Raw genomic sequence first — 13,310 nt, forward strand, 5'->3', positions numbered from 1 at the left:
TTTTTGTCTTTTTATTTGGTAGGGTAAATAAACTCTGTGTTCGTCTGTGCTTCAAGTACTGCAAGATACGTTTTGCATTCTTCCTGTGCAATCGCAAGATCCAGGTTCTCATAATGTCCGCATTCCACTGCTGATGCCCCAAATACCGGTCCTTCATGTGCAATGATCTGTTTTAAGACTTTCTTGGTGATCTCAAATACTTTTGCAGGCGCTTCCTCTCTGACAAGCAGGTAAAATCCAGTCTGGCATCCCATTGGTCCAAAATATACAACATGGTCAGCAATTTCTGAATTGCGGATATAGGTTGCAAACATATGCTCCACCGAATGCATATCCGCATTGCTCATGTAATCTCCTGCGTTTGGTTTTCTTGTTCTAAGATCATAAGTGATCACATCCTGATCCTGTCTGGAAATATAAAATCCCGGTACAAGAACATCATGATCGATTGTAAAGCTTTTAATTCGTTCCATTTTGTGTCCTTTCCAACTATTTATTATCTGCTATATTTTCCATTTTATCTGAGATCTCATGAATCTCATAAAGCAGATAGTTCATATCTTTCAATGCGCTGACTGCAGAATCACTGATAGACAATGCGGTATCGGTAGATGCTGCGACCTCTTCTCCAGTTGCAGAAAGATTCGTGATACTGTCCATAATAATGCTGTTGGCAGAAATAATGCTGTCAACCGAAGCATTTACCTCATGTACTCCTTTATAAAGGGCATCCGTATCATTCTTAATATCACTTAATTTGGCTCCGGTTTCACTGATCAGCTCATTCTGCTTTTCTGCATATTCCGATGATTTTGTCATACTCTGGGCTGCATTATCTGCATCTTTGATCAGCTTCTCAATAATCTGGCTGATCTCTTCTGTTGCCTTTCTGGTATCTTCCGAAAGTTTTCGGATCTCGTCTGCAACAACTGCAAATCCCTTGCCGGCTTCTCCTGCTCTTGCAGCCTCAATCGAAGCATTGAGTGCAAGAAGGTTTGTCTGATCCGATATTCCAAGAATCGTATCTGTAATAGCTTCCACATCTTTGATACTGTCATTTAACTGCTGTGTTGTGACTCCGGTCTCTTTGTTGATCTGTGCAACTTGGGCAGCCTGATTCTTGAGTTGTTCGATCATGTCCACACCACTGGCGACATTGGAATTTGTGCGTTCGGAAATCTCACCCATATTGCGTGCTTCCTGTCCCACGCTCTCAATGCTCTCCTGAATTCCTGATGTCTGGCTGGTCTGCTGATTGATTGCATCTGCATTCATATGTGTGCTTTCGGCAATCTCGGAAACCGCATCATGACTGGTTTTCATCGTATCATTTAAGCGTTCCGAAACCCCTTTTGCGCTCTCAAATTTCTGATTCAGCTGCTCAGCAAGGTCAACAATCTTTTCCGCTGTCTTTGTCTGTTTTTGTGCCTGTTCTTCGACAGCTTCCATATTCTCTTTTCCATGTGTCTTTAACATAACTGTAATGATCATAGCCAGCACACAGGCAATCAGTACCATACTGGTCTCAAAAACCAGTTCTTCTATATCAACAAATTGTCTGTTCAGTGAAACGATTTCATACACGATCGTTGCAATAGATGCGACCAGTGCGCCTGCAATAGACAGTTTCGCGTCTGCATAAATCATAACCAGAATTGCAATTGGAAATACATATGCATACATATAGGATACTTCCGCAGTGAACAATGCTGTCAGAAATACAAGGATCATCGATGAACTGCACACATGTCGATAGATCACAGAATCTTTTAACTTTCCGATCGCCGCACCGTTTACGACAATCGCCGCGATGCCAACAATCAGTCTTACCACCGCTGCTGTGCCATTTCTTCCTGTTACCAGAGAAACAATTGCTGTGATTATAAGGCTGCATTCAATCAGTAACCCGGCAAAAAAAGCTGCCCTGTTCTTATCGATCAACTGCTTTTTCTCAAGATTCATAACTTTTCCTCCTTTGTACTACAATTCTTTTATTTTGCAGTAAACATTGCAAGATACTCCTCAAAAACCTGAAGTGCTGCATCAACCGGTTCCGGTGTGCTCATATCAACCCCTGCATTTTTCAGAAGCTCAATCGGATCTTTCGAGCATCCGCCGCAAAGGAAGTTTGTAACATAACGGTCAACCGCAGGCTGTCCTCCCTCAAGAATCAGTTTGGAAAATGCAGTTGCTGCCGAATAACCGGTTGCATACTGATACACATAAAATGATGTGTAAAAATGTGGAATACGCATCCATTCATAGTCGATTTCTTCATCCACAACCACATCCGGTCCATAATATAATACATTCAGATCATGATAAATCTTATTCAGTGCTTCCTGTGTCAGAGCCTCTCCATCTGCGATCTTCTTATGAACAATCTGCTCAAATTCTGCAAACATAGTCTGACGGAACAATGTCGTACGGAATTCCTCAAGCTGGTGGTTGATCAGATAACGCCGTTCCTTTTCATCTGCAGCATTCTTCATCAGATACTGCATAAGCAGCGCTTCGTTACATGTTGAAGCAACCTCGGCAACAAAGATCAGATATCCGGAATATGTGATCGGCTGGGTCTTATTGGAATAATAGGTATGGATTGCATGCCCCATCTCATGTGCCAGAGTAAATACGCTGTTCAGATTATCCTTATGGTTCAGCAGTACATAAGGATGTGTTCCATAGGCTCCCCAGGAATATGCACCGCTTCTTTTATTCTCATTCTCATAAACATCGATCCAACCTCCGGAAAGTCCCTCCTTCAGAATCGAAAGATATTCCTCTCCCATCGGTGCAAGTCCTTTTAATACGGTCTCTTTTGCTTCCTCATATGTGTATTTCTTATCGTAATCATCAATTAACGGTGTATAAAGGTCATACATATGAAGTTCTTCCACACCCAGAAGCTTTTTGCGCTCTGCCATATAGCGATGCATCGCTGGAAGATGTTTATGTACGGTCTCGATCAGATTATCGTATACACCTTCCGGGATATTTCCCTGATCCAGATGCATAGCTCTTACACTGTCATACTTCTTTGTCTTTGCGAAAAAGTGTTCCTGCTTCAGATGACTGGTGAAAATGGATGCTACCGTATTGCCAAACTGCTGATACGTATGATACATCGATTCAAATGCCTGTTTACGGATATTTCTGTCCTTGTTCTCCATTAACTGGATAAATGTTCCGTGGCTGACCGGAAGTTCATTGCCCTCTGCATCTTTGATCGCCGGAAAACGGATATCCGCATTATTGAACATGGAGAAAATATTCTCCGGTCCAACTGCAATCTCTCCTGCATTCGCAAGAATTTTCTCCTCTTCTTTGGATAACGTATGTGCTTTCTTACGTAAGATCTCATCGATTGCTCTCTGGTATTTCAAAAGTTCTGGCTGTTCCTTATAAAAGGCATTGATTGTTTCTGCCGAAGCCTCAAGTATTTCCGGCTCCGCAAATGCACTGGAACTTTCTGCCATAACCATCAGACTGTCCGCCCTGGATGCGTATCCCTGATATTTGGAAACTGCAGTATCCTGATGATATCTCTCGTTTGCATACACATAAATACGTTCCAGATGATAATTCGCCTCATCCGTATCTTGGAAATAAGCAAGGAGTGTTGCTGCACTTTCTGTCAGTTTTCCCTGATAGGAAGCAATCTTATTGCAGAGTTCTTTTGTCTGTTCATATTCTTCTTCCCACAGCGCATCGCTGGCAAACATATCTTCCAGGTTCCATTTGTATTCATCTGAAATCTCATCACGCTTCAGAACCTTATTATTATTCATTTTATCCTCTTTTCCACAGCTTGTTTTACTATGCTGTCTCTTGTAATGCTTTACTTCTGATTATAATCGCAGAATACAAAATTAGCAATCCTTTCCTGCGATTGCTTTATCGGGAGTTACTGAATAATTTTCTTATAAAGGTTAGGGAGTCAAAAGGCGGCTTTTAACTTAGCAGCTGGCAAATTGCACAAAGCAGCGACTGCGTTTGTGCCCTGGGAGAAAAATAGAAAATCTTAGTTTGCCTGCTTGTAGCTAGTGTTTTGCTGCCATGGATGGCAGCAAAAGTCTTAACGCCCCACGGACGGGGCGTTTAAGACGTACACGTCATTTTGAGACAATCAAAATTAGGCAGACTTAGATTTTCTTATTTTCGGACAATGGAACATAACCAGGCACTGCTTTGTGCAATTTGCCAACTTCAGAATAAAAAAGATACCTTTTGACTCCCTAATCTTATAAAACAAAAACAAGTCCCCTCTCGGGGACCTGCTATATGGGAAAAAAGGATGAAAAGTATTATCTTTATGAATTTGTGATCTGTTTTACGGATTCGCCCTCCAAAAGGATTCCTTCCACGACAACTCTCTCCACGAAAGCGGTCTTTGGATTCTCAATGTTTCCGATCAGACGTCGTGCGGCTTCCCTTCCGATCTTATCCGTGTCCTGTTTGATGGTTGTAAGCTTTGGTCTTAACATCTGTGAGATGCGTGTTCCATCATACCCTGCAATGGAGATATCCTGCGGAATCCGAAGTCCCATCTCACGTATTACATTAAATCCACCGATCATAGCCGTATCATCCGGAAAAAGAATAACTGACGGCGGATTCTCAAGATTCAGAAGCGCTCTTGTCTGGATTGCCACATCTCTTGCTTCAAGATAACGTGCCGATCTCACATACTCTTCCGGTATTTCGATCTTGTGCAGTTCCAAAGTCCGGTAAAAAGCGGCCAGACGGTCTCTTGTTACACTGGAGTACTCCTGTCCATGAATGTACGCAATCCTGCGATGCCCCATGGAAATAATATATTCCAGAAGATCATTCATGCATTTTGCATTATTGGAACATACCGCCGAACATGCGAAATGCACGTAATCGATTGTCACAACCGGAATGTCACTGCTCATAAGTTCCTGAACATTCTGTTCCTGAAAATCAGCACACACGATTACAACACCATCAAAATTGCGGTACTTGCAGTGCTCCAGATAGGACATCTTTCTTCCAGCCGGATTCGTATTAATAAAGGTAATATCATATCCAAGCGCCTCTGCCTCATTTTTGATTCCGTTCAGTACCCCCGCAAAATACTCATGTGTCAGTCCCATAGATGCCTCATCTGCGTACAATACGCCAATATTCTGAGACCGGTTCGTCTTAAGTGCTCTGGCTGCTGCATTCGGGAGATATCCCATCTCTGCCGCCGTTTTCTTAATGCGTGTTCTTGTCTCACTGCTGATGTCTTTTTGATCATGCAGTGCCTTACTTACCGTTGCCGTTGATACACCGCATGCATTTGCAATGTCTTTTAAAGATACCATATCCGCTTCCTCGCTTCGAATAAATTTTATTGCTGTTTTCGAAACGAATTTCACTTAATCGTTTTCGCACTTTTACTATACAATAATTCTCAGCAATTCGCAAGCAAATTTATCATTTTATCCATTTTAACGAGTTTTTCGCTCACTTTTTGTGCATATTTTTCAAGATGGACGTATTGCTTTTTTCTGTTTTTCCATATATACTCAATCTTGTAGAAAACTACTTAAACGTTTACGTATAAAGAATAGGAGAATGATCATATGAAATTTGGACATTTTGATGACGCACAGAAAGAATACGTCATCACATCTCCAAGGACTCCACTTCCTTGGATCAACTACCTTGGATGTGAGAATTTCTTCTCACTTGTATCCAACACCTGTGGCGGTTACAGCTTCTATAAAGACGCAAAATTGCTGCGTCTGACCAGATACCGTTACAACAATGTTCCTTTGGACAGCAACGGACATTACTACTATATCAAAGATGGCGGAACTGTCTGGAATCCGGGCTGGATGCCTACCAAGACGGAACTTGATTCTTATGAATGCCGTCATGGTATGGGATATTCTGTATTTAAAGGCAGCAAAAATGGTCTGACTGCTGAACTGACAGACTTTGTACCAATGGGATCTACCTGTGAGATCAACAAACTCACCCTGAAAAACACGACAACAGATACAAAGGAATTCTCTGTTTTCTCTTATGTAGAGTTCTGTCTCTGGAATGCAATGGATGATATGACGAACTTCCAGCGTAACTTCTCAACCGGTGAAGTTGAAATCCACGCCGACGGTTCCCAGCTGTTCCACAAAACAGAATACAGAGAACGCCGGAATCACTATGCTGTTTATGCAGTCAACGCACCTGTTGCCGGATTTGATACCGACCGTGATTCTTTCCTTGGTGCTTATGGTGAGAACTCCGCTCCTGCTGTTGTTACGAATGGCGAATCCAAAAATTCCGTTGCAAGCGGATGGTCACCGATTGGTTCCCACCACTTAAAAGTAACCCTTGCTCCTGGAGAAGAGAAAACTTACATCTTTGTTCTTGGATATGTTGAGAATCCTGTTGCCGAGAAATGGATCGGTCGTCCGGAAGACGGTGTGATCAACCGTGCTCCTGCTGATGCACTTCTTGCCAAATTTGATACTACTGAGAAAGTAGATGCAGCACTCGCAGACTTAAAGGCATACTGGAACAATCTTCTCGGTCACTTCACAATCTCTTCCTCAGAAGAGAAACTGGATCGTATGGTCAATATCTGGCATCAGTACCAGTGTATGGTAACCTTTAACATGAGCCGTTCTGCTTCTTATTTTGAATCAGGTATCGGCCGTGGAATGGGATTCCGTGATTCCTGTCAGGATCTTCTCGGATTTGTACATCTGATTCCAGACCGGGCAAGAGAACGTATTTTGGATATTGCCGCAACACAGTTCGAAGACGGTTCCGCATATCATCAGTATCAGCCATTAACGAAAAAAGGTAATGCTGACATCGGAAGCGGATTCAACGATGATCCATTATGGCTGATTGCCGGTGCCGCTGCTTACATCAAAGAGACCGGGGATTACAGCATTCTCGATGAAATGACTCCTTATGACAGTGATCCATCCAAAGCAACTGACTTCATGGAACATCTGAGACGCTCCTTCAACTACACGGTAAAACACCTCGGACCACATGGTCTTCCTCAGATCGGACGTGCAGACTGGAATGACTGTCTGAACTTAAACTGCTTCTCTGAAGAACCTGGTGAATCCTTCCAGACATTTGGTCCTTCTGAAGGTCCAAACGCAGAGTCTGTTTTCATTGCCGGAATGTTTGTAAAATACGGTAAAGATTATGTAGAGATCTGCAAACACCGCGGACTGGATGCAGAAGCCAAAGAAGCTGAAGAAGCCATCCATAAAATGGAAGCTACTGTTTTGGATGCCGGCTGGGACGGAGAATGGTTCCTTCGTGCATATGACCATTACAAAAACAAAGTCGGATCAAAAGAATGTGAAGAAGGTAAGATCTTTATTGAGCCACAGGGCTTCTGTGTTATCGCTGAGATCGGCCTGAAAGAAGGTAACTGCTTAAAAGCAATGCAGTCCGTAGAAAAATATCTGGATACCAAATATGGCATCGTTCTTCTTCAGCCTGCATATCACAGATACCATGTTGAACTTGGTGAAATTTCTTCTTATCCACCAGGATATAAAGAAAATGCCGGAATCTTCTGCCACAACAATCCATGGATCTCCATCGCTGAAACTGTTGTCGGTCGTGGAAACCGTGCTTGGCAGGTATATACCAGAACCTGTCCTGCTTATATCGAAGATATCAGCGAAATCCATCGTACAGAGCCTTATGTATACAGCCAGATGATCGCCGGAAAAGACGCACCAAACTTTGGTGAGGCTAAGAACAGCTGGCTGACCGGTACAGCAGCATGGACATTCCTTGATGTCTCTCAGTACATCCTTGGAATCCGTCCAGATTACGATGGTCTTGTAATTGATCCTTGTATCCCATCCCACATGGATGGATTCACTGCAAAACGTGAGTTCCGCGGTGTTACATACCACATCACAGTAAAGAACCCTTCTCATGTCGAGAAAGGTGTTGCCAAGACAATTGTTGACGGCAAAGAGATCGCCGGAAACATGATCCCTGCTGCTGATGTTACAGGATCTGACGTAAACGTTGAAGTAATTATGGGTTAATCCCCGACTTTCCTTCACTTTTATTACCCTTATAAACCGTGAGCCCAGGAATTTGGCTCACGGTTTTATTTTTCTTTCTTATAAATAAAAGTCCCCGCCAGATCACTCTGACGGGGGTTTATCCTCTTTAAAAACTTCTATACAATTAAATTATTTAACGATCTCAGCTTTTACAAGGTTTGTTGTACCAGATACTCCAAGAGGAACTCCTGCAGTCATGATAACAACGTCGTCTTCTTTAGCGATTCCTGTAGCTTTTGCTGCTGTTGTTGCTGCTGCAAATAACTCATCAAGATCTTCTTTCTCATCAAGAAGTGTAGGAACTACGCCCCAGCAAAGGTTCAGCTGACGGTATACTTTCTCTGTTAAACATCCACCAATGATTGGGCAGATTGGACGGAATTTAGAGATTTCATCACATGTACGTCCAGATTTTGTTACTGCTACGATTGCAGATGCGCCAAGGTCACCAGCTAATGTTACAGTAGCATGAGAAATTGCGTTTGTGATATCTGGTGTAGATGTTGCTTTGTTGTTCTTTAATCTTGAAAGATAGTTGATATCCTGCTCTGTACGAAGTGCGATTCTAGCCATTGTCTTAACAGCTTCAACTGGGTAATCACCACATGCAGTCTCACCGGAAAGCATGATAGCACTTGTTCCATCGTAGATAGCGTTTGCAACGTCAGTAGCCTCAGCACGTGTAGGACGTGGGTTCTTGATCATAGAATCAAGCATCTGAGTAGCTGTGATAACGATCTTGCCAGCTGCTACTGTCTTCTTAATGATCTCTTTCTGGATTACAGGTACTTCTTCGATCGGGATCTCAACACCCATGTCACCACGGGCAACCATGATACCGTCAGATACTTCGATGATCTCATCGATGTTCTTAACACCCTGCATATTCTCGATCTTAGAAATGATCTTCATCTGGTGCTCAGCGTTGTTGTCTTTTAAAATCTTACGGATTGCAAGAACGTCATCTTTTGTACGAACGAAAGATGCTGCAATGTAATCATAATCATTCTCGATACCGAAAAGGATATCTGAGTAATCTTTCGGGCTGATGAATTCCATAGAAAGGTCTACGTTTGGTACGTTAACACCTTTACGGTCTCCGATTTTACCAGCGTTGATTACTTTACATACGATATCTGTATCTGTTGTGCTCTGAACTTCCATGTCAACAAGACCGTCATCGATCAGAATGTGGTTTCCAGCTTTAACGTCCTGTGGAAGCTCTTTGTAAGAGATTGATGCACGCTCTGCGTTACCTGTGATCTCTTCTGTTGTAAGAGTAAATGTCTGTCCCTCTTTTAAGAGAACCTTCTCACCATTCTCGAAAAGTCCAAGGCGGATTTCAGGTCCTTTTGTATCTAATAATGCTGCAACCGGACGGTTGAGTTCTTTTCTTAATTTTCTAAGCATTTTAATACGGCCCATCTGCTCATCATGTGGTCCATGAGAGAAGTTAAAACGAGCAACGTTTAATCCAGCTTCAATTAACTGACGCATTACATTTTCGTCATCTGTAGATGGTCCTAATGTACATACAATTTTGGTTTTTCTTAACATAGTTTCCTCCTAAATTTCTGATGTGCATCCACACACGTTAATACCGAAACTGTTCAGTACACAGATTCGGATATGAAAAGGGAATTACTCCCAATTGTTACCACTTCGTGCTATTTTATACAATCCCGTCTGTTCCCTCTAAAAACATCCGGAAATTGTCAAAAAAATAACAATCGAAAAGTACTCTCCAAAAAAGAGCCGCAAATAATGTAACATAATTTTGCCAGAATGTAAATAAAATTCGGCAAGAAACTCCACAAAATTTGCATATGTTCGCATCACGCGAACGACTGTCTCCAACACCCGGTCTTATGCGTTTTCTGACAGAAAAAATCTTATATTCCAAGACCCATAAACCAGCAGATCACAGACAGTAAAAACAGATGAACCGGATAAAACGCATAAAAGAAATATTTTGCCGAATAACCACGCTTTCCATTGTAAAACCAAATCGGAATCAGCATAAAAAGAGCAAAAAATTCGATTGTACCACATAAAAGTCCCAGTGTCACAACGCCTGCCGCAAAAGCAGTCATTCGTCTGCTCCGAAGTACATACATGATCGAGATCGCTGCGACACCTGCCGCACTGTAATCGGTATGCAGTAATTCTGCAAGGATCATCCCCGCCAGGATCACAGCCGCAATTGCAATGCATTTCAGATATCTGTGGAGCAATGATTGATCCTGGATCTGGAGTTTTTCATCCACTTTATGAACCAGTGCAATTACTGCAAGCCCCAGAAACAGTGTTAAAAACACACTGTTGTACGACATATCAAAAAAGCTCCTGTTAAAGGCCATGTCAAACGGGATCTCTGAAATCAGTGCAAATGCCGCCATTCTTCCAAGATATTTTTTCACATTTCTGGTGTGTACAAAGCCTTCCACAAGCAAAAAACAATACAGTGGAAAGGCCATTCGCCCGATTCCGCGCATGATCTGATAGACGGTCAGCCATCTGTTATAGGCTTCTGCCGTTGTAATATACCCCGCAGAAGGACATGTCAATGCCCTCTCCAGAATCGTTGCTGCCGTATGATCAATAAACATTGTGATCACAGCAATCATCTTAAGCGTAAAACCGGTACAGGCACCGCATTTTGCAGTGCGGTCCTCTCCTGCGTATAAAGCATTTGTCATGCCCATATTATCCATGTCCAAATTTCCTTCCAGTTATTTAAATTCTGTCCATCTTCACAGTAATTTTATCCAGATGCCAGATGTCGTCTACATATTCCTGTATCGTTCTGTCTGACGAGAATTTTCCTACATGTGCAACATTCAGAATTGCACTCTTTGCCCAGGCTTTCCGGTTACGATAGTAGGAATTGATCTTCTGCTGTTCGTTTGCATAAGAACGGAAATCTGCCAGTATAAAATATCTGTCTGCGATCTTTCCACCCTGATTGCTCAGAAGTGAATTATACAGATCCCGGAACAGTTCTTTGTCATTTGCCGAGAAAGTTCCATCAATCAGCTGATTCAGCACTTTGTGAATGTCCGGATCATTGTTGTAAATCTCCATCGGATTATAGTCTTTATGCTGTTCATGGGCAATGACTTCCTCTGCACTCATTCCGAAAATAAAGATATTGTCCGCTCCGACTTCGTCATACATCTCAACATTTGCACCATCCATAGTTCCAAGCGTCAATGCACCGTTTAGCATGAATTTCATGTTACCGGTTCCGGATGCTTCCTTGCTGGCCGTCGAAATCTGCTCACTGACATCTGCTGCCGCAAAGATCCATTCCGCATTGGAAACCCTGTAATCCTCGATAAATACCACTTTAATCTTGCCCTGGATGTCCGGATCATGATTGATCACTTCCGCAACATTATTGATCAGCTTAATCGTAAGCTTTGCATTTCGGTAACCAGCTGCTGCCTTGGCTCCAAAGATAAATGTTCTCGGATAAAAATCCATATTCGGATTACTTTTCAGCTGATTATACAGATACATGACATGCAGGATATTAAGCAGCTGACGTTTGTACTCATGCAGACGTTTAACCTGTACATCAAAAATGGAATCCGGATTGACCTCAATGCCATTGTGTTCTTTGATGTATTTTGCAAGGCGTATCTTATTTTTGCGCTTGATCTCCATAAATTCCTGCTGTTCCTTCGGATCCTCTGCATAAGGAGCAAGCTTTGCCACCTGGGAGAGGTCTGTGATCCAGCCCTTTCCAACATGTTTTGTTACCCAGTCTGCAAGGAGCGGATTAGCGTGTGCGAGGAATCTTCTTTGTGTGATGCCGTTTGTTTTATTGTTGAACTTCTGCGGATACATGTCATAAAAATCCTTCAGTTCCTGATTCATCAGAATCTCGGTATGAAGTTTTGCAACTCCGTTTACCGAAAATCCGGCTGCAATTGCAAGGTGTGCCATCTTAACCTGACCATCCCAGAGAATTGCCATCTTCTGCTTTTTGTATTCATTCCCAGGATAACGGTTCTCGATCTCAATCAGGAATCTCCGGTTAATTTCATCCACGATCTGATATACACGTGGAAGCAGTCTCTGGAAGATCTCAATCGGCCACTTCTCCAGCGCCTCTGACATGATCGTATGGTTCGTATATGCGACACAATGTGTCGTAATATTCCACGCATCATCCCATCCAAGACCTTCTTCGTCTACGAGTATACGCATCAGCTCTGCAACAGCAACGGTCGGATGTGTATCATTCATCTGAAATACGACTTTTTCCGGAAGATCATGAATATCATCATGATGCTTTTTAAAACGCGCCAGAGCCCTCTGTATGCTTGCAGAAACAAAGAAATACTGCTGCTTCAGGCGCAGTTCCTTACCTGCCACATGATTGTCATTTGGATATAACACTTCCACCAGGTTACGTGCAAGATTCTCCTGTGCCACAGCCTGCTCGTAATTGCCTTTATCAAAGGAATCCAGTTCAAATACTTCTTTTGCCTGTGCATCCCATGTAATTAATGTGTCCACGACGTTATTGTCATAACCGACGATTGGCATGTCATACGGGATTGCAAGTACGGACTGATAATTTTCATGGACAAACTTCATGGATCCGTCTTCCCCGTATTCCGGGCGCACATTTCCACCAAACCGGACTTCATAGCAATATTCCGGTCTGCGCAGTTCAAACGGATATCCATCCTTTAACCAGTTGTCCGGAACTTCCACCTGAAATCCGTCAGAAATCTTCTGTTTAAACATACCGTAGCGGTAACGGATACCACATCCATAAGCAGCATAGCCAAGTGTAGCCAGTGAATCCATAAAACATGCTGCCAGGCGTCCAAGTCCGCCGTTTCCAAGTGCAGGATCCGGCTCCTGGTCTTCGATCACGCTCAGATCCAGCCCCAGTTCTTCCAGAGCCTCTTTTACTTCTTTGTATGCACACAGATTGATCAGATTGTTACCAAGCGCACGACCCATAAGAAATTCCATGGACATATAATACACGGTCTTCGGATCGTCCTTCTCAAAAGTCTGCTGCGTGGCCAGCCACCGGTCCATGATCTCATCCTTGACAGTTGTGGAAACTGCCTGGAAAATTTCCTGCTGATTTGCCTCATCCAGTGTTTTACGGTAGAGATTCTTCAGATTATCCTTGACGTTAGAAACAAATTCTTTTTTGTTAAATACATTGCTTCGCATAACATTCCTCCATTCGGCAAAAAGAGGGAGCAAGAC

8 protein-coding genes are annotated in these 13,310 nt (G+C 42.8%); 1 reads left to right on the top strand and 7 read right to left on the bottom strand.

What is annotated here, in order from left to right:
• Positions 1–11: 11 nt before the first annotated feature.
• From FYJ75_RS04785 to FYJ75_RS04800, 4 genes are all read right to left on the bottom strand, one after another.
• A complete protein-coding gene (locus tag FYJ75_RS04785) occupies positions 12–473 on the bottom strand; it encodes an S-ribosylhomocysteine lyase (RefSeq protein ID WP_154429317.1) in 462 nt (153 codons plus the stop codon).
• Positions 474–489: 16 nt separating this feature from the next.
• Positions 490–1,962, bottom strand: coding sequence for a methyl-accepting chemotaxis protein (locus FYJ75_RS04790; protein WP_154429318.1), 1,473 nt, complete (start codon positions 1,960–1,962; stop codon positions 490–492).
• Between the two features lie 29 nt (positions 1,963–1,991).
• Positions 1,992–3,791, bottom strand: coding sequence for an oligoendopeptidase F (gene pepF / locus FYJ75_RS04795; RefSeq protein WP_154429319.1), 1,800 nt, complete (start codon positions 3,789–3,791; stop codon positions 1,992–1,994).
• A 522-nt stretch (positions 3,792–4,313) separates the two neighbouring features.
• Positions 4,314–5,333, bottom strand: a complete 1,020-nt coding sequence (locus FYJ75_RS04800) for a LacI family DNA-binding transcriptional regulator (RefSeq protein ID WP_154429320.1) — start codon at positions 5,331–5,333, stop codon at positions 4,314–4,316.
• A 261-nt stretch (positions 5,334–5,594) separates the two neighbouring features.
• Between FYJ75_RS04800 and FYJ75_RS04805 the strand changes: the two genes are divergently transcribed.
• Entirely contained in the window at positions 5,595–8,048 is a 2,454-nt protein-coding gene (locus FYJ75_RS04805) for a GH36-type glycosyl hydrolase domain-containing protein (RefSeq protein ID WP_154429321.1), read from the top strand.
• Between the two features lie 150 nt (positions 8,049–8,198).
• Here the strand turns inward: FYJ75_RS04805 and pyk are convergent, their stop codons facing one another.
• From pyk to FYJ75_RS04820, 3 genes are all read right to left on the bottom strand, one after another.
• Entirely contained in the window at positions 8,199–9,626 is a 1,428-nt protein-coding gene (gene pyk, locus FYJ75_RS04810) for a pyruvate kinase (RefSeq protein WP_154429322.1), read from the bottom strand.
• A gap of 335 nt (positions 9,627–9,961) precedes the next feature.
• The gene (locus FYJ75_RS04815) at positions 9,962–10,783 is read right to left on the bottom strand and encodes a TraX family protein (RefSeq protein ID WP_235907008.1); all 822 of its coding nucleotides are present in this window, start codon (positions 10,781–10,783) and stop codon (positions 9,962–9,964) included.
• 22 nt (positions 10,784–10,805) lie between these two features.
• Entirely contained in the window at positions 10,806–13,274 is a 2,469-nt protein-coding gene (locus tag FYJ75_RS04820) for a glycogen/starch/alpha-glucan phosphorylase (RefSeq protein ID WP_154429323.1), read from the bottom strand.
• Positions 13,275–13,310: the final 36 nt, after the last annotated feature.

The sequence above is a fragment of the Roseburia porci genome (assembly GCF_009695765.1).
Lineage (GTDB): Bacteria > Bacillota > Clostridia > Lachnospirales > Lachnospiraceae > Roseburia > Roseburia porci.

Excerpts from the sequence above, each read along its gene's own strand:
- pepF (WP_154429319.1), bottom strand. The coding sequence starts at position 3,791 with ATGAATAATAATAAGGTTCTGAAGCGTGATGAGATTTCAGATGAATAC.
- FYJ75_RS04790 (WP_154429318.1), bottom strand. The coding sequence starts at position 1,962 with ATGAATCTTGAGAAAAAGCAGTTGATCGATAAGAACAGGGCAGCTTTT.
- pyk (WP_154429322.1), bottom strand. The coding sequence starts at position 9,626 with ATGTTAAGAAAAACCAAAATTGTATGTACATTAGGACCATCTACAGAT.
- FYJ75_RS04815 (WP_235907008.1), bottom strand. The coding sequence starts at position 10,783 with ATGGATAATATGGGCATGACAAATGCTTTATACGCAGGAGAGGACCGC.
- FYJ75_RS04820 (WP_154429323.1), bottom strand. The coding sequence starts at position 13,274 with ATGCGAAGCAATGTATTTAACAAAAAAGAATTTGTTTCTAACGTCAAG.
- FYJ75_RS04805 (WP_154429321.1), top strand. The coding sequence starts at position 5,595 with ATGAAATTTGGACATTTTGATGACGCACAGAAAGAATACGTCATCACA.
- FYJ75_RS04800 (WP_154429320.1), bottom strand. The coding sequence starts at position 5,333 with ATGGTATCTTTAAAAGACATTGCAAATGCATGCGGTGTATCAACGGCA.
- FYJ75_RS04785 (WP_154429317.1), bottom strand. The coding sequence starts at position 473 with ATGGAACGAATTAAAAGCTTTACAATCGATCATGATGTTCTTGTACCG.